General features: G+C 31.0%; 14 protein-coding genes. 5 read left to right on the top strand and 9 right to left on the bottom strand.

Annotated features, from left to right (window positions below; all coding sequences use genetic code 11):
• Positions 1-20 precede the first annotated feature (20 nt).
• From WHD07_RS12070 to WHD07_RS12040, 7 genes are all read right to left on the bottom strand, one after another.
• On the bottom strand, positions 21-1640 hold the full coding sequence (locus WHD07_RS12070) for a hypothetical protein (protein WP_343328604.1): 1620 nt from the start codon (positions 1638-1640) through the stop codon (positions 21-23).
• Positions 1641-1972: 332 nt separating this feature from the next.
• A complete protein-coding gene (locus tag WHD07_RS12065; protein ID WP_343328603.1) occupies positions 1973-3484 on the bottom strand; it encodes a sulfatase-like hydrolase/transferase in 1512 nt (503 codons plus the stop codon).
• A 216-nt stretch (positions 3485-3700) separates the two neighbouring features.
• Positions 3701-4051: a hypothetical protein gene (locus WHD07_RS12060; protein ID WP_343328602.1), complete on the bottom strand. Its 351-nt coding sequence runs from the start codon at positions 4049-4051 to the stop codon at positions 3701-3703.
• Positions 4052-4104: 53 nt separating this feature from the next.
• On the bottom strand, positions 4105-5130 hold the full coding sequence (locus WHD07_RS12055; RefSeq protein WP_343328601.1) for a family 16 glycosylhydrolase: 1026 nt from the start codon (positions 5128-5130) through the stop codon (positions 4105-4107).
• Positions 5131-5376: 246 nt separating this feature from the next.
• A complete protein-coding gene (locus WHD07_RS12050) occupies positions 5377-6030 on the bottom strand; it encodes an HAD family hydrolase (RefSeq protein WP_343328600.1) in 654 nt (217 codons plus the stop codon).
• 151 nt (positions 6031-6181) lie between these two features.
• Positions 6182-7048, bottom strand: coding sequence for an AraC family transcriptional regulator (locus WHD07_RS12045; RefSeq protein ID WP_343328599.1), 867 nt, complete (start codon positions 7046-7048; stop codon positions 6182-6184).
• A gap of 30 nt (positions 7049-7078) precedes the next feature.
• Entirely contained in the window at positions 7079-7948 is an 870-nt protein-coding gene (locus WHD07_RS12040; RefSeq protein WP_343328598.1) for an AraC family transcriptional regulator, read from the bottom strand.
• Between the two features lie 162 nt (positions 7949-8110).
• Between WHD07_RS12040 and WHD07_RS12035 the strand changes: the two genes are divergently transcribed.
• From WHD07_RS12035 to WHD07_RS12015, 5 genes are read left to right on the top strand one after another with little or no spacing between them, the layout of a single operon-like run.
• Positions 8111-11365 carry a DUF1553 domain-containing protein gene (locus tag WHD07_RS12035; RefSeq protein ID WP_343328597.1) on the top strand — a complete coding sequence of 1085 codons (3255 nt, stop codon included), beginning with the start codon at positions 8111-8113 and terminating at the stop codon, positions 11363-11365.
• Between the two features lie 31 nt (positions 11366-11396).
• The gene (locus WHD07_RS12030) at positions 11397-12911 is read left to right on the top strand and encodes a DUF1501 domain-containing protein (protein ID WP_343328596.1); all 1515 of its coding nucleotides are present in this window, start codon (positions 11397-11399) and stop codon (positions 12909-12911) included.
• 11 nt (positions 12912-12922) lie between these two features.
• Positions 12923-14029, top strand: coding sequence for a twin-arginine translocation signal domain-containing protein (locus WHD07_RS12025; protein WP_343328595.1), 1107 nt, complete (start codon positions 12923-12925; stop codon positions 14027-14029).
• 20 nt (positions 14030-14049) lie between these two features.
• A complete protein-coding gene (locus WHD07_RS12020; RefSeq protein WP_343328594.1) occupies positions 14050-15450 on the top strand; it encodes a c-type cytochrome domain-containing protein in 1401 nt (466 codons plus the stop codon).
• A gap of 5 nt (positions 15451-15455) precedes the next feature.
• A complete protein-coding gene (locus WHD07_RS12015; protein ID WP_343328593.1) occupies positions 15456-16631 on the top strand; it encodes a cytochrome-c peroxidase in 1176 nt (391 codons plus the stop codon).
• Between the two features lie 12 nt (positions 16632-16643).
• On the opposite strand, the gene WHD07_RS12010 is transcribed toward WHD07_RS12015, so the two are convergent.
• Together WHD07_RS12010 and WHD07_RS12005 are read right to left on the bottom strand one after the other, a co-directional pair.
• The gene (locus tag WHD07_RS12010; RefSeq protein ID WP_343328592.1) at positions 16644-18194 is read right to left on the bottom strand and encodes an alpha-L-fucosidase; all 1551 of its coding nucleotides are present in this window, start codon (positions 18192-18194) and stop codon (positions 16644-16646) included.
• 46 nt (positions 18195-18240) lie between these two features.
• A complete protein-coding gene (locus WHD07_RS12005; RefSeq protein ID WP_343328591.1) occupies positions 18241-20760 on the bottom strand; it encodes a beta-mannosidase in 2520 nt (839 codons plus the stop codon).
• Positions 20761-20768: the final 8 nt, after the last annotated feature.

Below are 20768 nucleotides of genomic sequence, written 5' to 3'. Positions count from 1 at the left end.
TTATTTTAGACTTTTATCCATTAAATACTAGCAATAAATTGCTTTAAATTAGTTGACCTAGAAATATTTAATTTCTTTCTTAACCTACTTCTCGTGGTATGCACACTTTCATTAGACATGCTTAATAACTTTGCTATTTCTTTACTAGAAAAATTAAGCTTTATTAAGGCACAAAGCCTTTGATCGTTACTTGTTAATGTTGGAAATTTCTTGGTAAGTTTGGTATAAAATTTTTTATTAATTGATACAAATCTAGTTTCAAATTCATTCCAATTTTCAAGATTATTTATAGAAATAGAATTGACAATTTGTTTTGCTTCCTGTCTATTTATTTCACCTTTTCCACTAGATAGTTTTTCTTTTAGTTGATCTATAAATGCGTCTTTTTCTATCAATTTTATTACAGAAGTAGCCAGTTCTTTATTTTTCAATTCAATTACCTCTTTGTTTTTCTGAAACTCAAATTCTCTTTTCTTTTGTAATATTTTCTTTTCTACTAAATGCTTAGACCTTATATTATAGATCAACAAAATACCGAACAATATTAAAAAAACAATAAAACCAAATAGCAATATTCTTTCTAAAAAAACTACTTTTTCTTCATGTTCTAACTGATAAAGTCGTTGTTCTTTAAACGCAATTACTTGTCGCTTTTTTGTCTCTAAAAATTCATCCTGAATTTCTAAAAGGGGTCTATTGGTTGCACTTCTGCTATCAAAATAAAGATCATCTAAATCTTTTGCTTTTTTTAAGTTGATAAAAGCTTTATCCTTATCGCCTGTTATTAAATATAAATTAGATAATCTTTGATAAATTAAAGGTGCAAAATCTTTGTGTACGTTGTATTCTTGAGATAAATTTAACGCACTCAAATAGTAATTTTCACTTTTTTTATACTCCCTTAAATTTTTATAACAATCACCAACATAAGCGTAAATTAAAACTTTATAAGATGGTAATTCTTTAGAAAACCAATCTAAACTAGTCTTAAATTCCTTTAAAGCTTCTTTACATTTTCCTTGATAATCTAAAATAACCCCATGCTCAAAAGTATAAAAAGCTCTATCTCTTAACATGGTATCTTTTTGTAAAAAAACTGCACTACTATCTAAATATATTTTAGCAAGTTTAAAATCATTTAACTCTCTAAACGTGGCAACAAATGCTAAATAAGCATTTGTTAATGTTGCTTTTTTCGATTTTTTATTATAGTACAAATCCTTTCTTAAACTTAAAGACAAATTCAAGAATTTTAGAGCCTTCTCTTTTCTTTTATAATAGCTATAATGCCTACCAATATCTCTATACAAAAACGCTTTCTTATCTCTATTTTTTGATGCATCTGCCAATAATAAAGCCTCCCACAATTTATCATAAGACTCTTTATGGTTTCCTTGATGACTATAGATGAGTGATAATTTCTGAAGTGAATTAATAGCTTTTAAAGTATCCTGTTTCTTTATATAAGTAACATATCTTTCTTTTAAAACCTGAGCAGCACTATCAGAATATTGTTCAAGTTTTTTTAAGGTCTGTTCCTTCCTTTCTTGAGCAAAAAAAGAACCGCACATAAAAAACCCAAATAGTGTAATTATAAAGAAATTACCTATTAAAGTGTTCCTAAAAAATAATTTACACAATCTATACATGTTTATATTTTTTGCCCTAGACGAATCCTCGTAAAACCTTTAACTACAATGTACAAATCATATAAAGACTTAGAGTAGCTAATAATTAGAAATAATCTCTTGTTATGTTTTTGTTTAGTTTTTTAAGAGGTTTTGTTTGTATTCTGTTAATTATACTATCTAAAAACCATTTTTACAACTCAATAATTAGTTCGTTATTTCAACATATTGAAGCCTATAAATGTTATGTTTTTTTAATAGAATTCTATAAATAAAATCCCCATAAAAAAACTTAATTTTATTATGGGAATTTTTAAAATGATGCTATAAGAATCTATTACAATTTATTTAATCCTAAACGTCTCATCAAACTTTGGCATATCATCTTTTTTCCACTGAACTCCAGTTTTTACATCGTGCCACCATTCTGGTTGCACATGTTTATCACTCCATAATTTAGCATTATGCACGAGCTCTTTTAATATTGCAGGATGTAAACTACTAACATCATTTTTCTCAGAAATATCATTTTCAATATTAAATAATTTCCATTTTTGGTTGTATGCTTTTACAGCTTTCCATTCGTTTTTTCTAACACCTACATCACTAAAACCATTTCTATGACGCATCACAAAAATATTATCATCTTTATGTGCATCTTTTTGAAGTAAGAAATCATCCCATATATTTTTACCATCTAATCTTTTACCTGAAGGTATTTTTGCTCCCGCTAATCTAGCAAGGGTTGGATAAAAATCTATAGCAGAAACTGGAGTGTGAAATTTACGACCAGCAGGCACAACATTTGGCCAATTAAAAAACATAGGCACCCTATACCCACCTTCATAAGCACTTCCTTTTCCTTCTTTTAAAGGATAATTTGTTGCTCCGGAGGTTGTTTTACCTCCATTATCACTTAAAAAAATAATTAAGGTATTGTCTAACTGCCCAGAATCTATTAAAGCTTGCTTCACTCTTTTAACTCCACGATCTACAGCATAAACCATAGCTGCATAAGTTCTTCTTTTTTTATCTTTTATATGAGAAAATAATTTAAGATCTTCTTCTTTTGCTTCTAAAGGTGTGTGTGGTGCATTGTAAGCTAAATACAAGAAAAAAGGATCTTTAGTTTTGCCAGCATCTGTAATAAAACGAACCGCTTCTCTAGAAAAAGCATCGGTTAAATATGCTGTTTCTTTTATTTGCTTTCCATTATGTTCTAATGGGTGCAAATAATCCCAAATTAATTTATTTCCATTTGCTTTTTGCTTTTTATAAGCTGCTCTATATTGCTCAGGAAAGTAGTTATGACCGCCTCCTAAAAAGCCAAAGAAATCATCGAAACCTCTAACATTTGGATGAAATTCTGGATTAGAACCTAAATGCCATTTACCAATAGCGCCTGTATTATAACCAGCATCATCTAATACTTTACTTATAAAAGTTTCTTCTAAAGAAATTCCTTTTTTTATCGTTTCACCACTATTTGGAGGCAAATTAAATTGCGCACCAATTTCATGAGGATACATCCCTGTCATTAAAGCCGCTCTACTTGGTCCACAAAATGGATGCGCAACATAAGCCGCAGTAAAAATAGTTCCGTTTTTGGCTAGCAAATCTAGATTTGGTGTAGGAATGTCTTTAGAACCATTAAAACCTACATCTGAATATCCTAAATCATCACAAAGAATTACCAAAATATTTGGTTTTGCAGGTGTTTTAATAATCTTTACTACCTTTTTTGAACCTTTATTAGCGTTCCTTTTATCTTTTGTACTTGTACAACTTGTTATAAATAAAGAAAATAAGCAAACAACAATTGTGTAAATTGCCGTTAACATTTTTGTTTTTTTCATTGTTTTGTCTTTTTGATTCTAAGAGAATATGAAACATTTTCTGAATGAAAAAAGTTGTTTTCTTTACACAAAGAAAACAACCTTAAATCCAGTTAATAAATTGTAATAAACTTATTTAACATCTTTTAATCCGTTTCTCATTTTTCCACAGCACTTTACTCATTAATTATTGTACCTTTTTCTAAAATTAAAACGATGCATTTTACGTTTTAATGATTAATTTTTTAATTTCTCTCTTTGTATTTTTAAAAACGAGCTTAGTTCTTTGTAATTTTTACCCGTTAATTTAATAAGGCTATTATGAAATTCAGAAGCTAATTTTTTAGAGATTTCTTTTCCTTCTTCTTTAGAAATTTCTCCTGATTTTCTTTTATTTTGTAAATCCGAATAAGCCAAAACCATTTTTGTTCTAAAGTCTACTAGTTTTTCTTTTTGACTATCGTCTAATTTGAATTCCTTAACAGCATCATCTACAAATTGATTGATCTTTTCTTTTTGCCATTTGTTTTGTCCAAATGAAACTATTGCTACAAAAGCAAATACTAATGTTAAAATGATTTTTTTCATAATTGTTAAATTTTAATTTGTTTTTATGTGAATCGTTTCTTTCTTTTTCTAAATTATTTTTTTTGCCAAATTCTTACGTATTCTATTTCATAATCTACAATTCCATCTTCTTTTTCTCCTTCGGGACTATTTAACTCTAAGTCTTCTTTACTATCTGGCACACCATGCCAAGGAAACGTTTCTTGATCTAACCAAATAGATATTGGTCCGTCCATAACCCATCCATTAGGATAGTTTTTAGCTTTTGCATACGCATCTACTTGTTCTTTTGTAGCGCCTGTTTTATAAATACCATCTACATATAATTTCAAGCCGTTTTCATCCCATTCAATTCCATATACATGAAAATCGTCTGCCACTCTAAAACCATAATCTAAATGCTCTGTATATACACTTTTCCCTTTCCCTTCTTTAGACCAATCGTGTATAGACCACCAAAGCTCTCTATCTTTTCCGTTAGCTTCTTTTTGTGGTTGCCTATGGTCTCCAAATTGTTCAAAAATATCTAACTCGGTACCACTACCAATTGCCCAAAAAGCACTTGTTATTTCTGCATCTGCAGCTTTACTTTTAATTTCCATATAGCCATACTTAAAAAACTTACGACCAACAAAACAAGCAGTTGTTAGGTTCTCAAATTTTGCAACTTGTCCTTCTTTTTTACCCCAAGGTTTTTGTTTATCATCAGAAAAAGGAAAATCTGGCTCCCAACGTGTTTCTAATATTAGTTTACCATCTTCTAAACGGTAATTTCTACCAGAAAACTGAGACGGTGCACGTCCTTTCCAAACCTTTTTGTTTGGTAAATCTGGATGTTTGTAAAATGGTTTTCCGTCTTTAAACTTTCCAACAATGTACCATTTGTCTTCATCAATTTTATCAGCATCAAACTCATCACTAACATCTGTTCTTAATTTCCAATTCCCTGTATTTTCTTTATCTGAAAAAGGGTAAACAGCTGTATTATCTTTAGCTGACACCGCATTTGAAGTGTTTTTTTGATTACCACAAGACAGTAACAACAAAACAGTTAATGATAATAATAATGCTTTAAAATTTTTGAATAATGTAATATTCATACAAATACTTATTTAAAATTAATTAACTTGTTTAAACCTTAGTAACAAATCTAATTACAAAGTGAGGTTATTAGATTCATAAAACTTACCCTCTTATAATTGTAATTTACCCTTAAACTAACCGTTCTTTTAATTATTTATCTAAAAAATTATAAAAGGATTCTCTAAAGTTAAATTAGGTACATAAAAAATCCCTCTAGAAGAGGGACTTTTTAATAGTAGAAACGATATTTATACATATGATTTTTACACCTCTATAATTTTAATTAAATCTAAAGGATGTTCTAAAATGTGTTTTGCACCAGCACTAATAAGGCTTTCTTTATCTCTAAAACCCCAAGAAACACCAACAGGAAGCATATTGGCATTTTTAGCTACCAATATATCTACATCAGTATCTCCAACAAAAATGGTTTCTTCTGGATTTACTTTTATATGCTCACATATTTCTAAAGCTACTTTCGGGTTCGGTTTCTTATCTACTTCTTCCTTTAATCCTAAAATAGGATTAATGTGGTTTGGAAATAAAAATGACACTATTTTTTTTGTTAAAGTATCTTCTTTATTAGAAAGTACACTTACCTTAATATCTTTTGCTTTTAATTGTGCTAATAAATCAAAAACACCTTCGTAAGCTTTTGTTTTATGTGTGCAACATTCAGAATAAACCTGCATCATATCTTTAAGACACACCGCAACTTCTTCTTTGCTTGGATTCGCATCAGGAAGCGCTTTAACAACCAAACTTTTAACACCGCTACCTACAAATGTTTTATAGGTTTCATAATCGTATGTAGGATATTTGCGTTTTTCGAGTACAATATTCATTGCATCTGCAATATCTTTTATAGAATTTACGAGCGTACCATCTAAATCAAAAATAACAGCTTTATACTTCATTTTTTTTTGATAAAATTACTAATAATAGCTGATTCTGAATTAGAAATTCATAAAAAATTATTCATTTTTGAATATAAAAAAACCCCTCAAAAAGAGGTCTTTAAAATAGTAATAGCTATAATTCTAACGATTCATGTTCAGTTTAGAAAACTTAAATTTTAAGCTGTTCTTTTCTAAAATCATTAGGTGTTTTACCCGTAATTTTTTTAAAAGTTCTAATAAAATAAGACATGTTTTCCATACCTACCTTTTCTGCAACATCTTTTAACGGATCAACAGTTGTTAAAAGCAATAATTGTGCTCTTTGTACACGTTTAGACTGGATATATTTTATAGGTCTCATGCCAAAATTCTGATAAAAACTTCTAGAAAAATGGTCCTTATTAAGGTTACAATATGCCGCTAAATCTTCTACGGTTAACTTTTCATGTAAATTTTCAGATATATAAATAATTGCTTTTTCAATATTACTTTTTGTAAAAATTTTATCTTTATTGATAGAGTTTTTAATAAATTTAGAGAATAAAACAGACAAAATACCTTGAGTTTCTAAATACCTACTTGTTGTTAATACCTCATTTTTATTTTTAAATTTAAAAAGAGTTGGCTTATTGTCATAAATTTTAGGATCGTTATTTACAAGTGTTCTACCAGGATTTATTTCTAACAATCTTTTAAAATATGTGAGTTCTTTATCTGTAGCTTTTATTTCATATATAAATTTTTTAAAACTATAAATAGATAACCCATTGGCAACCTCTTCTAAAAAACTTATATAATATTGCTCATGATAAAAATTGCATTGATACCTACTGTATGTATGACTCGGTATTAAATACATGTGATTCGGTTTTAAATAAAACACTTTATTGTTATGATACACTTTAGCATCACCAGAGGTAATGTAATACATTCTAGAAAACGGACTAATAACATTGTCAAAATCCCATTTATGATCTAATTGATCAAACCCAACATTTAATAAGCTTAGTTTTAGAAATTGTAGATAGTCTTGCATGATGTGAAAATTAAAAAATAATTAAACGTTTTAAATGCTTAAATGCTCTTTTCTATACTTACTTGGCGATTCATTTGTATGTACTTTAAAAGTTTTAGAAAAGTGAGAAACATCTTTAAAACCAACTTCATTTGCTATTTTTTTTAAAGAATAATAAGTCGTTAAAAGAAGTAATTGAGCTCTCTCTATCCTTTTTTGTTGAATATATTTATGAGGTCTAATTTCAAATTTTTCCTTAAATGCTCTAGAAAAGTAATCTGTGTTTAAAGAACAATAAGAAGCTAATTTTTCTACACTAATATTTGCATGCAAATTTTGAGCTATATAAATAATAACCTTATTTAAATCCCCTTCAATAGATTTCTGTTTATGAGGATGATTGCTATTTTTTATAAATCTAGAAAGTAAAATAGAAATAATACCCTTTGTTTCTATATAATAATTAGTTATTAAATTTTTATCTTTTCCATGTATCCTCTTCATATAAGAACGGTTTACAAATGTTTTTGGATTGTTATCCTTAATAACCATATTCGGATTAATTTCTACCAAACGCTTAAAATAATCCAAATCAAATTCATTTGCCTCTACCTCGTAAATAAAATTTTTAAAATTATATATAGATAAACCATACTTTATTTCATCAAAAAAGCTAACATAATATTGTTCATGATAAATTTCGCATTGATATCTATTGTAAATATAACTTGGTATTAAATACATGTGACCTGGCTTCAAATAAAATGTCTGATTTGTATGATGAATTACAGCACTTCCTTTTGTCACAAATATCATCCTACTAAAAGGACTAATTACATTTTCATAATGCCAATTATTATCTAATTTAGCATAACCCGCATGTAATAAGTTAATTTTTAAATAATTTAATACACTATTCATACTTCAATACTAATATAAAAAACATATAACTCTTTAGATAAAACTAATTATTCTTGTTCAAAAATACACAAAATGTCGGAAATAGACATTTTAAAGTCTGATTAGAATAAATATTTATTAGAACTTACGTTTAATTTTGTGACCAATTAATTATTATATTTTATGATTAAAGGCACGAGATTATACACCCTATTATTTGGGGTGCTTTTCATTTTTTCATGTGGTGGACCAGATTTACCCAAAACAGTTTATGCTGAATATCAAAAACTACCTAAAAAAGTAGATTTTAATCAGCATGTAAAACCAATTCTTTCTGATAAATGCTTTCTGTGTCATGGACCAGATAAAGGCAATATTAAAGGAGGTTTACAACTACATACTGCAGAAGTTGCATATGCAGAATTATCTGAAAGCCCAGGTAAATTTGCAATAAAACCTAAAAACCTAGACAAAAGCGAGTTTTTCCATCGTATTATAACCGATGATGAAAACTTAATCATGCCAGAACCAAGCTCTCACCTTACGTTAAGTGACTACGAAAAAGCAGTTCTTATTAAATGGATAGAGGATGGTGCAGAATACAAAGATCATTGGGCATTTTTAAAACCAGAAAAACAAGAAGTACCACAAGTTAAGCAAACCAATTTTGTCTCTAATCCTATTGACAACTTTGTTGTTAAACAACTAGAGAATTTAAACTTATCTCCTTCTAAAAAAGCTGATAAAGAAATCTTATTACGTCGTGCTTCTTTTGATTTAACTGGCTTACCGCCATCCATAGAAGAACTAGATGCTTTTGTTAAAGATACCTCTAAAAATGCGTTTGAAAAACAAATAGACCGCCTTTTGGCTTCTCCTCATTATGGAGAATATATGACTTTAGACTGGATGGATCTTGCGCGTTACGCAGACACACATGGGTATAGTAATGACAGATACAGAGACACATCTCCTTGGAGAGATTGGGTTATTAAGGCGTTTAATAATAATATGCCTTATGACAAATTTATTACTTGGCAACTAGCGGGAGACATGTTTAAAAACGCCACAAAAGAGCAAAAATTAGCAACAACATTTAACCGCCTACACCCACAAAACTTAGAGGGAGGTATTATTGATGAAGAGTTTAGATCTGAATATGTTGCCGATAGAACTGCAACTGTAAGTCAGGGTTTATTAGGATTATCGTTTGCTTGTGCAAAATGCCATGACCATAAATACGACCCTATTTCTCAAAAAAACTACTTCGAAATGTATAGTTTTTTTAACAACATAGATGAAACAGGTTTAATTCCATGGGATTTAGCAACACCAGTTCCTGCAATGATGCTTCCCACTGAAGAACAAGAAAAAGTACTTGCTTATTTAGAAACCTTAGTAAATGATTCTGAAGATAAAGTAAAAATCACCACTAATAAAGAAAATAGTAATGCAGAAAAATGGATTGCTAATAATCAATTTAAAAAAATTAAATCAAAAGACAACCCAGCAGAATTAATTGCAGCATTTAATTTTGAAAATGAAAAACTGATTAATATTGCTGGTGGTAATAAAAATAACAAAATCAGAATGCGTCAGCAATTTGTTGATAACGAAAAAGTAATCCTTAAAAAAGGCGCACACGGAAAAGGACTTTTCTTAAATGGAGATACTTGGTTAGATTTAGATAAAATTGGTGTTTTTCAAAGAAGTCAACCTTTTAGTATTGGCATACAGGTATTCATTCCTAAGGAATTAGAAACAGGTGTTATTTTTCATAAAATGAACAGCCCAGAATTACATAGTTTTAGAGGCTACCATTTAAAAATAAAAAACAATAAAATTGAAGCTTTACTAGCACATGTGTATCCTGACAATGCCATTGTTATTGAATCAACTAAAGAAATACCAAAAGAAAAATGGGTGCAATTAACTATGACTTACGATGGTTCTAGTAAAGCAAATGGGGTGTCTATTTATATGGATGGAGAAAAACTACAAACAAAAACGAAGTTTGATAATTTATATAAAGACATCGTTTTTCATGGCCTTAGGCTGTATGGCGCTAAAAGTCCACGTTTAGAACCTGGTTTAAGAATTGGAGCTGTTTGGAGAGGAAAAGGTATTAAAGATGCGACTATTGATGATTTATTAGTTTTCGAGAAAGAGTTAACAGAAATTGAAGTGATGCAAATTGCCAATTCTGATCGCTTAGAAAAACTAAAACAAAAAAATTATGCTGAGTTATCTGATTCTGAAATAGAAAAACTTAAAAAATACTACCTGGCTACAAACTCTAAAGCATACAAAACTGCTATAAAAAAATTAGAAAAAGACAGATTAGTTTTAGCAGATAGTATTGACCCTATTAAACAGATTATGGTCATGAAAGAAAGCAAACAAAATAGACAAACTTATATTTTAGGTAGAGGAAACTACGATAACCCAACAGATAGTGTTTTTCCAAATACTCCTGATAAAATATTTCCGATGACCGAAGGCACACCTAAAAACAGACTTGGACTAGCCAAATGGATAACGGATAAAAACAACCCTTTAACAGCAAGAGTTGCTGTAAATAGGTATTGGCAAAATATTTTTGGTCGCGGATTGGTAAAAACATCTGAAGACTTTGGTAATCAAGGCGAATTGCCTAGTCATCCTGCATTACTAGATTGGTTAGCTATTCAGTTTATTGAATCTGGTTGGGATGTGAAAGCTTTACACAAAACCATCATGATGTCTAGTATTTATCAACAAACCTCTGTAATTAGCGAAGAGCTATTATCTGTAGATGGCGAAAACAAGTGGTTAGCAAGAGGGCCTTCTAATAGATTATCAGGAGAAATGTTAAGAGACAATGTTTTAGCCGCTTCTGGTTTATTAAATGAAACAATTGGTGGAGAAAGTGTAAAACCTTATCAACCAAAAGGATTATGGAAAGTAAATGGAGATACTTATGTTCAGGATGGAGAAGAAGGGTTATACAGAAGAAGTATGTATACTATTTGGAAACGTACAGTACCCAACCCAACAATTTCAATTTTTGATGCGCCTACAAGAGATTTATGTACCACACGTAGACAAAAAACAAATACTCCGCTTCAAGCTTTGGTTATTTTAAACGATCCAACTTATATTGAAGCTTCTAGAGTTTTAGGAAAACAAATTACAGAGGCTAAAGATGTAAAAACAGGAATTTCTAATACGTTTAAAAAATTAACTGGACGTAAAATTACTGATCAAGAATTAGAATTATTGATTGCATTACAAAAAGAAGAATTTAAAAAGTTTGAAAGCAATCCTAATAAGGCTAAAGGATGGCTTCAAACAGGTGCTTTTAAACTCTCTAAAACAGATAATAAAGCCCTAATTGCTGCAAATGCCGTAGTAGCTAGTACTATTATGAATGCAGATGCAAGTATTACTAAAAGATAAATAAAGTAACTCTAAATAAAGAAAAGACATTATGTGTAACGATCATCACAATAAATTAACATCTAACAATAGAGATTTACAAAAACTTGAAAGACAAATTGACCGAAGACATTTTTTAAAAAAAACGTCTTTAGGTTTAGGAGCTATCGCTTTAGGTAGTTTATTAGGTGCAGAAAAAATGTTTGGAGGTATCGGTCAAAAAAGTACCGAAGATTTAATTCTAGACAGTTATAATAAAAATAGGCTTGGTTTACCACACCATTTACCAAAAGCAAAACGTATTATTTACTTATTTCAAAGTGGAGGACCATCTCAAATGGACTTGTTTGATCACAAACCGAAATTAGTAGACATGTTTGGTAAAGAATTGCCAGAATCTATTATTGGCGGACAACGTTTAACAGGAATGAGTGGAAGTCAAAGTACTTTACCAATAGCTCCATCTACATTTAATTTTAAACAATACGGTGAGTCTAAAGCCTGGGTAAGTGATGCTATGCCTTATTTATCTGAAGTTGTTGATGATTTATGTTTTATGAAAGGGATGCAAACCGATCAAATTAATCATACGCCAGCTATTACGTTTATGCAAACAGGAAATCAATTACCTGGTAGACCATCAATTGGCTCTTGGTTAAGCTATGGTTTAGGATCTGATAATGAAAACCTACCTACTTTTATTACGCTAGTTTCTAAAAACGGAAAAGGGCAACCTCTTAAATCTAGTTTATGGGGAAATGGGTTTTTACCTACAGAACATCAAGGTGTACAATTTAGATCGGGTAAAGACCCGGTATTGTATTTAAGTGATCCTGAAAATTATGATGGAAAAGATAGAAGACACATGTTAGATTATCTTGGTGGTTTAAATGATATTCAAAAAGATGCGTACGGAGACCCAGAAATTCAAGCAAGAATGTCTCAATACGAAATGGCGTTTAAAATGCAAACTTCTGTACCAGAAGTAGCAGATTTATCTGATGAGCCAGAACATATTTTCGATTTGTATGGTAAAGATAGTAAAGACCCAGGTACTTATGCAGCCAACTGTTTAATGGCTAGAAAGCTATTAGAAAAAGGTGTAAAATTTGTACAATTATATCACCAAGGTTGGGACCAACATAATAATTGTCCTGGCGGATTAAAAAATCAATGTAAAAAAACAGATCAAGCAACCGCAGCTTTAATAAAAGATTTAAAACAACGTGGTATGCTAGATGACACACTTGTTATTTGGGGTGGAGAATTTGGAAGAACAGTATACTCACAGGGTCAATTAACAAAGAAAAATCACGGTAGAGATCATCACCCAAAAGCATTTACAATGTGGATGGCCGGAGCAGGTGTTAAACCAGGTTTTTCTTATGGAGAAACAGACGATTTTAGTTACAATGTAATTAAAGACCCAGTACATGTACATGATTTTCATGCTACATTAATGCATTTAGTTGGTGTAGATCACGAGCGTTTAACCTTTAAACACCAAGGTCGTCGCTATAGACTAACAGATGTTCATGGTCATGTTGTAAAAGACCTTTTAACTTAAAAACACTTAGCATGTCTACAAGAAGAAATTTTATAAAAAAAGCAGGGGTAGCTGGTGCTGCCTTAGCAACTATGCCTTCATTTGGTTTTCATATCATGAAAAAATCAAAAGAAAAAGATGTAATTCTAGGGCATGGAGATTATCAATATAAATTAATTAGAGATTGGGCTAAAATGAGCTCTATTGAAACCCCTTTATTAAACTGTCATGAAATGCAAATGGACAGTAAGGGTAGATTAGTGATGATTGGAGATCACCCAAAAAACAATGTCATCATTTTTGATAAATCTGGTAACGTGATAGATTCTTGGGGAACGGCATATCCTGGTGGTCACGGTTTAACCATATCAGACGAAGGCGGAGAGGAATTTTTGTTTTTGGCAGATTCTGGCTGGTTTTTAAACAAACAAGGTGGTTGGACAAAACACAACGGTCGTATTACCAAAACAACAATGGATGGTCGTGTTGTTTTTGACATAGGACACCCAATTACTATAGGTATTTATAAGCCTGGAGAATCATTTTGTCCTACAGAAACAGCAGTTGGTCCTAATGGAGATATTTATGTAGCTGATGGATACGGAATGAGTAGAATTATTCAATATGATTATAACGGACGCTATATAAGACATTGGGGAGGAAGTGATAATCCTGATAAAAACTATCAAATAATGAGTGCTCATGGAGTTGCTATCGATTACCGAGAAAAAGGCAACCCAATGGTGGTAGTTACCTCTAGAAACCAAGCTTCTTTTAAATGGTTTACGCTTGATGGTAAATATATAAAAACATTGCACTTGCCAAATATGCAAGTTTGTAGACCTGTGTTTGACGACACTAATTTGTATGCTGGTGTTTGTTGGTCTCAACCAGAAGTAGGCAAAACAGATTGGACACAACCTACAGGTTTTGTGACCATTTTAGAAGGCGATAAAGTGGTTTCTAATCCTGGAGCAACTGCACCTATTTATATGAATGGAGAGCTTCAGAAATCGTATCAATTACCAGACAGACCTATTTCTCATGGTCATGATGTTTGTGTTGATAATGATAAAAATTTATACATCTGTCAATGGAGAGCAGACAAAACTCCTCCATTAAAATTAGAACGCGTTTAAAAAAAAAAGAGTAAAAATATATGGAAAACAGTGTTCCAGATTTTGTGTTGTTTATTGGTAGGTTTCACCCATTATTGGTGCATTTACCTATTGGTTTTTTAGTTTTTGCTTTTCTTTTAGAGCTATACAGTCGTTGGCAAAAAGATACTTCTTTAACCAAAGCAATACCGCTTGCTTTATTAGTAAGTGGTGTAAGTGCATTATTTGCATCGATACTGGGATATATGCTTTCTCTAAGTGGAGATTATGAAGAAAGTATGGTAGACAGCCATTTATGGTTTGGAGTAGCTACTACTGTTTTTACTTTTTTAGCATGGTTAATTCGTATTGAAAAAATTAAAGTCCCAAAACTTCCTAAAGTTAAAACAAACATTGCTGCATTAACGCTATTGGTTGTTTTAATAAGTATTACAGGACATTATGGAGGAAACTTAACTCATGGTAGCGACTATTTAGTAAAATATATTCCTTTTGGAGAGAAAGAAAAACAAAAAGAATTAGCTAAAGTTACAAAAATTGAAGATGCTTTGGTTTTTGATCATTTGGTGAATCCTATACTAGAAAATAAGTGTGCTAGCTGTCATAATGAAAGTAAGAAAAAAGGTGGATTATCTTTACAAGATTCTTTATCTATTATGAAAGGTGGTAAAAACGGAACTATTTTAACCATTGGAGATGCCTCTGCATCAGAAATGATAAAAAGAGTTTTATTAAATCCTGATCATGATGATTTTATGCCTCCAAAAGGTAAAACTCCTTTAACAGAAGAAGAAACAGCCATCTTAACGTATTGGATTAATAATGCAGATGCTAATTTTAAATCGACAATAGGAGCCATAGAAACACCTGAAAACATTTTAGGGTTTGCTTCTAGTTATTTAGGATTATCTGGTCACGGAAGCTCCTCTAAAGTAACTTTACCCGTTGCTACTAAAATTGATGATGCCATTTTGCAAGATTTAATTAATGAAGGTTTTAGAATTTCTGAATTGGTATTTGATTCAAATATCTACGAAGTAGGATTACCAGCAAAAACAGTGACAAAAAACAATGCAAAAGATATCAATACTAAACTTGAAAAATTATTAAAAATAAAAGATAATGTGCTTTGGCTTTATTTAGAGGACAATCAAATTACCGATATCCATTTAAAACATCTTGTTCCGTTTAAAAACTTACAAAAGTTAAAACTAAATAATAACCCAATTACAGATAATGGCATCTCTAAAATTGTAAGTCTTAAGAATATTGAAAGTATCAATCTTTACAATACCAACATTACAAAAGCAAGTTTAGCTTCTTTTGATAAAATGAAAAGTCTTAAAAACGTGTACGTTTGGAAAACAGATATCGCCCCAGAAGACAAAGATTCATTAACTAAAGAATCTAAAAATAAACTGAATTTTGTTTTTGGACTTTAAATATTTTGCTAAATATTAACCGACATAAAATAATTGCCCTTTTTATAATTACGCTTTTTTGTTTAAGTTGTAATCATAAAAAAAAAGGAAATGTAATAGATAGTAATGCTTACATTCCACTACCAAAAACTGTTTTATCTCCAAAAGAGAACCCAACATCACCAGAAAAAACAGCTCTAGGTAAATTACTTTTTTACGATCCCATTTTATCAGGAAATAGAGATGTAGCATGCGCTAGTTGTCATCATCCAGAATTTGGTTATGCAGAATTTGTAGATATTTCTATTGGTGTAAACGGAGAAGGACTTGGTAATAATAGAAGGTTTAAAAAACCGAACGACATTCCTTTTGTTAAAAGAAATGCACATACTATTTTAAATACTGCTTTTAACGGAATAAATGCAGCAGGAAACTATTCCCCAGAAAAAGCACCAATGTTTTGGGATCTAAGAGTACAAAGTTTAGAAGACCAAGCCTTGGCTCCCATAAAGTCTTTTGAGGAAATGAGAGGGCATTCTATTGCAGAAAAGGACATATTAGACTCCGTTGTTAACCGACTACAAAACATACCCGAATATGTTGCTTATTTTAAAAAAGCATTCGGAACATCAAATGCTATTTCTAGCACGAACCTAGCAAAAGCAATTGCCGCTTTTGAAAGAACTTTAGTAACCAATAATTCTAGGTTTGATCAATACATAGCTGGTGATTCTACTGCCTTATCCTTATCTGAAAAAGAAGGTTTTAAACTTTTTAAAAAGGCAAAATGTACTAGTTGTCACTTAGGACCAATGTTTTCTGATTTTAAAGTGCATACTTTAGGAGTTCCTGATAATGAAAAACTACCAGTTTCTGATGATGGCTTTGAAAAAAAGTATGGTTTTAGAACACCAACCTTACGAAATTTAAGATACACTGCACCTTATATGCATACCGGTAAGTTTAAAAATTTGCAAGAGGTTTTAGAATTTTACGAAGATATTTCTTCAGGAGTTGCTAAAAACCAACATGTTTCTTACCAACAAATAGACCCACTTATTAAAAAAGTAAACATTAAAGTAATAGATATGAAACCTATTATCTACTTTTTTAATAGTCTAAATGATGAACATTTTGATAAAACAGTTCCTGAAAAAGTACCTAGCAAACTACCCGTTGGTGGCAATATTTATAGTCATTAAAATACCTCCATTTTAAAATGGAGATATCTTAAACGCAAAAGCATGCTTTCCTATTTTTTTACTTGGAAGTTGAATGGTTAATCCTTTTTCATTTCTTACAAAACTCAGATCTTTATTATCGCCTAATAACTGTATCGATTTTATCTTTTTAGGAAATAATCCATTATCTTTTACCAAAGAATTAATCGTAAATTCTTTTCCTGCTGGCCAATCTAAAGCAATAGCATATAAAATATCTCCTTTAGTTGTAAATCGAATATCATCCGCTGTATTGTCTGCATTTTTTTGTTCGCTCAAGTGCCCTTCAACCACTTTTGCTTTTCCTTCGCCATAAATATCAAAAGTTCTAGTACCGTAAATAGCTTCTCCGTTTGTTTGCAACCAAGCTCCCATTTCTAGCAAACGCTCTTTAACAGGCTCTGGAATTTCTCCATTTGCTTTAGGAGTAATATTTAAAAGTACAGCTCCATTTTTACTAACCACATCAACTAAAAAATCTATTAATCTATTGGTCGATTTGTAATTAGGATTTTTAATGTGTGACCAAGAATTCCAGTCTATAGAATCATCCGTTAACCAAGGAAATTCTTTCTTTTCACTCATTCTAGCTCTTTCTAAATCTAATACTGCAGAACCTTTGGCAAAATCTTCAAATTTATAAGTAGATACTACTTCCTGATTTTTCTTATCTGCATGATTATAATAATATTCTAAAAACTCTTCCCTGTGCTTTTCAGAAATAATATCCATTTTATTATCAAACCAAACTAAATCCGGATCGTATTTATCGATGATTTCTTTTAACCTATTTAACCATTCATCATTAAATTCTTTTCCTGCCATTGGGTAATGAAATTTTTCTCCGTTTGCAGTTGCATTCTTTTTTTTGTGTGGAAATTGAAAATCTCCTTTGTTTACTTTAGGTCCATACAAATCTGCAAATTCTGGATTACCCGCATCAGTAGTTTTATCCCAAGTAGGAAACCATGCATACAACCATTGTCTATGAAAAGTTGCAATAAATTTCATGTCTCGTTTTCTAATTTCTTTAGAAAGCTCTCCCATAATATCTCTTTTTGGCCCCATATTTTTAGAGTTCCAACGAGTTAAATCACTATCCCACATTGCAAAACCATCTGCGTGTTCAGATACAGGTCCTGCAAATTTCGCTCCTGCTTTTTGAAACAAATCTGCCCACTCTGCAGCATCAAACTTTTCGGCAGTAAACATGGGAATAAAATCTTTGTATCCAAATTTATCTAACTCACCATACGTTTCTACATGATGTTTGTAATAATGACTTGCTTCTCCTTTTTTAGCTTCCGGATTGTCTTTATTTACATACATCCAATGTGAATACCATTCGTTTTTATATTCGGGCACAGAATAAGGTCCCCAATGACAATAAATTCCAAATTTAGCATCTAAAAACCATTCTGGAGTCTTATGTTGCTTTAACGATTCCCAATTAGCTTGATACTTCTTTTTCTCTACCTTTTGTTGACAGGAAGCTGTAAAAAAGACAAACACCAAAACAGCTAGTAGCTTTATATATTTTTCCATTTTTAAATAATTTAATCTTTGTTCATTTTTTTGATTTAATAAACAATTAAAAACCTCTAGATTTTACAGTATCTCGTTTCGTTTCATACTCTTTTCCATTTTCACCTGATAATTTATCAAAAAATTTATAATAATTTCCATAGGTATAGGTTTGATTTCTTTCTCTTATTTCTGCCCCCATTGCCTTAAACTTTTTAGAAGCTTCTTTTTGATCCCCAATCAACAACATGTATTCGTTACTTGAAATTACTTTTCCTTTGGCATCTTTTAACTCTAACGTAACATAAAAATTCTTTTTTACTTTTTTAAGCACCTTGTCTTCTATGCTTAAAACCTTTATTGAACTATTCTCTCCTATTGTATTTACATCAAAAGATTGCTTTTTAAGCACATTGCCTAAATCATCTTTAATAATATAAGTTCCTTTTGTATTTTTATATTGTTCATAAAAATCATTCACTACCCATATCTCCCCTTTAAAACTTTCTGAATTAGACCATCTTCTTTTAGGAAATTTTAAATTAATCAAAATAGGTTGATATGCTCTTTTTACATAATAATAAGAACGTTTGGGTTGGGTATAATTGTCTACAATTCCCCATTTCATATCTGGCCAATAGGTAATAAAATGACACAATGAAATTCCGCTTGTTCTTGGTTTTCTTCTTCTAAAATGCTCAATAGATAATTGAAAAATAATTCCTTGAGCATCTTGGGTAGCATCTACAAATTCTTGTAAAGACCCCGTTTTTTCATCACCAAAAGCATCAAAATTCTGAATTCTTAATCGATCTAAATCTGCCCAATGATGTCCCCAACTTACACCTGGAGTCCATAATTCATCTTTTGGAATAAACTTCTTTAAACTTTCTACATTAGGCACCGATGTAATAGCCAACTCTGGCACAATAGGATAATCTAAACTAGAAAACCAATCTTCCATTAACCATCTTCCCATTCCGTAAAAATACCCCAATGCATGCACTGCTTCTTTTGGTTTGTAACCTGCAGATTGTGCTGTTTCACATGTTAAAGGAGAATCTGGCACATAAGGTAAATCTACTTTTGCTTGTAATCTTTTCCCTAAAGTTTCTAAGAAATTACGTGTAAACATAGCGTCTCCAGATCTTAAAAACATTTCTTCTCCTCCTTCCATCATAATTAAAGATGGATGGTTTCTTCTTTCTGTAATTACACTTTCTCCTTCTTTAAATATCTTTTCTAAAAACACAGGGTCTTTAGATAAATTTCCAGTCCCTAAAGGTATAATATCTTGCCAAACTGTAATTCCTGCCTCATCACAAAGTTTGTAAAAAATTGGAATTTCAGGAGGATGCCAACCAAAAATTCTGATGTTATTCATATTCGCTTCTTTAGCCAATTGAATCAACCTCTTGTATTTATCTTCGGTAGTTCTACCTACAAAAATATCTGGTGGACCTCCCCAACAAGCAGATCTTATAAAAATAGGTTTCCCATTAATTACTGTGGTTCTTGGAAAACTAACTTCGTCTTTTGTAAACCCAGGATTCCATTGCATACTCACTTCTCTAATTCCAAAAGTAGTCTCTGCAAAATCTTGATTTATTTTATTCTCCGTTATCGAAACTTTAGCCACGTACAAATTAGGTTTCCCTAAATCCCATGGCCACCACAACTGGGCATCTTTAACTTTAACTTGTTTTTTTACAACGTGCTTACCTGGTTGTACCAAAGACGTAAACTCTGTATTGATTTGTTTACTTTTAAAGTTACTACCTTCTATAGAACTTGTAAACGTAATATTTTTAGGTTTTGAAGAAGTATTTTCTACTTCAACTTCTAAATGTACCGTTGCTGATTTATCTTTATTAATTTGAGAATGTACATACAAATCTTGAATTCTAGACTTTCCAGTATACACCATTTTAATAGGTCTAGAAATACCAAAAGGAATTAAATCTCTCCAATAATCACCAAACCAAGGTGTTTTTCTACCTGCCACTTTAGAGTTTACCTGCGGTGGTGGAGCCAAACGAATCATTAATATATTAGAACTTTTTAAGTTTTTTTTAGACGTCCTTATCGCTTCATTAATATTAAAAGAAAAAGAAGAAAAAGCGCCTTCATGACTTCCTAAAAAGACTCCGTTTAACCAAACATCACAAGCGTAATCAATTCCATCAAAATCTAAACGGACTAAATTATCACCAACATCTTCCGTAACATTAAATTGATAAGAATACCACCATTCATATTGCATTACCCATTGTGCCTTTACACTATTTCTACCAAAATAAGGATCTTCTATTGCACCCGCTTTCCATAAATCTGTATATACATCTCCTGGAACATGTGCAGGGTTCCATACTAAGGTTTCAATGTCTTCTGGTGGTAATTTGTGTAAACCTTGCTTGACACCTTCTCCTGGTAACATCATCTTCATTTTCCAACGATAACCACTAAGGTCTCTCACCAATTGACTATTATCTTCATGTGAATTTATACTTCCGGGTTGAGCAAATGCAATGGAAGCAACCATAAAAAAGTATAAAAGCAGTACGTTTTTTTTAGTTATTTTTTTCATTTTATTTA

This window comes from Polaribacter staleyi (genome assembly GCF_038024045.1).
Lineage (GTDB): Bacteria > Bacteroidota > Bacteroidia > Flavobacteriales > Flavobacteriaceae > Polaribacter > Polaribacter butkevichii.
Note: the sequence above shows the minus strand (reverse complement) of the source record. Positions and strands in the feature narration are given on the sequence as shown.

Excerpts from the sequence above, each read along its gene's own strand:
- WHD07_RS12065 (WP_343328603.1), bottom strand. The coding sequence starts at position 3,484 with ATGAAAAAAACAAAAATGTTAACGGCAATTTACACAATTGTTGTTTGC.
- WHD07_RS12060 (WP_343328602.1), bottom strand. The coding sequence starts at position 4,051 with ATGAAAAAAATCATTTTAACATTAGTATTTGCTTTTGTAGCAATAGTT.
- WHD07_RS12055 (WP_343328601.1), bottom strand. The coding sequence starts at position 5,130 with ATGAATATTACATTATTCAAAAATTTTAAAGCATTATTATTATCATTA.
- WHD07_RS12050 (WP_343328600.1), bottom strand. The coding sequence starts at position 6,030 with ATGAAGTATAAAGCTGTTATTTTTGATTTAGATGGTACGCTCGTAAAT.
- WHD07_RS12045 (WP_343328599.1), bottom strand. The coding sequence starts at position 7,048 with ATGCAAGACTATCTACAATTTCTAAAACTAAGCTTATTAAATGTTGGG.
- WHD07_RS12040 (WP_343328598.1), bottom strand. The coding sequence starts at position 7,948 with ATGAATAGTGTATTAAATTATTTAAAAATTAACTTATTACATGCGGGT.
- WHD07_RS12035 (WP_343328597.1), top strand. The coding sequence starts at position 8,111 with ATGATTAAAGGCACGAGATTATACACCCTATTATTTGGGGTGCTTTTC.
- WHD07_RS12030 (WP_343328596.1), top strand. The coding sequence starts at position 11,397 with ATGTGTAACGATCATCACAATAAATTAACATCTAACAATAGAGATTTA.
- WHD07_RS12025 (WP_343328595.1), top strand. The coding sequence starts at position 12,923 with ATGTCTACAAGAAGAAATTTTATAAAAAAAGCAGGGGTAGCTGGTGCT.
- WHD07_RS12020 (WP_343328594.1), top strand. The coding sequence starts at position 14,050 with ATGGAAAACAGTGTTCCAGATTTTGTGTTGTTTATTGGTAGGTTTCAC.
- WHD07_RS12010 (WP_343328592.1), bottom strand. The coding sequence starts at position 18,194 with ATGGAAAAATATATAAAGCTACTAGCTGTTTTGGTGTTTGTCTTTTTT.
- WHD07_RS12005 (WP_343328591.1), bottom strand. The coding sequence starts at position 20,760 with ATGAAAAAAATAACTAAAAAAAACGTACTGCTTTTATACTTTTTTATG.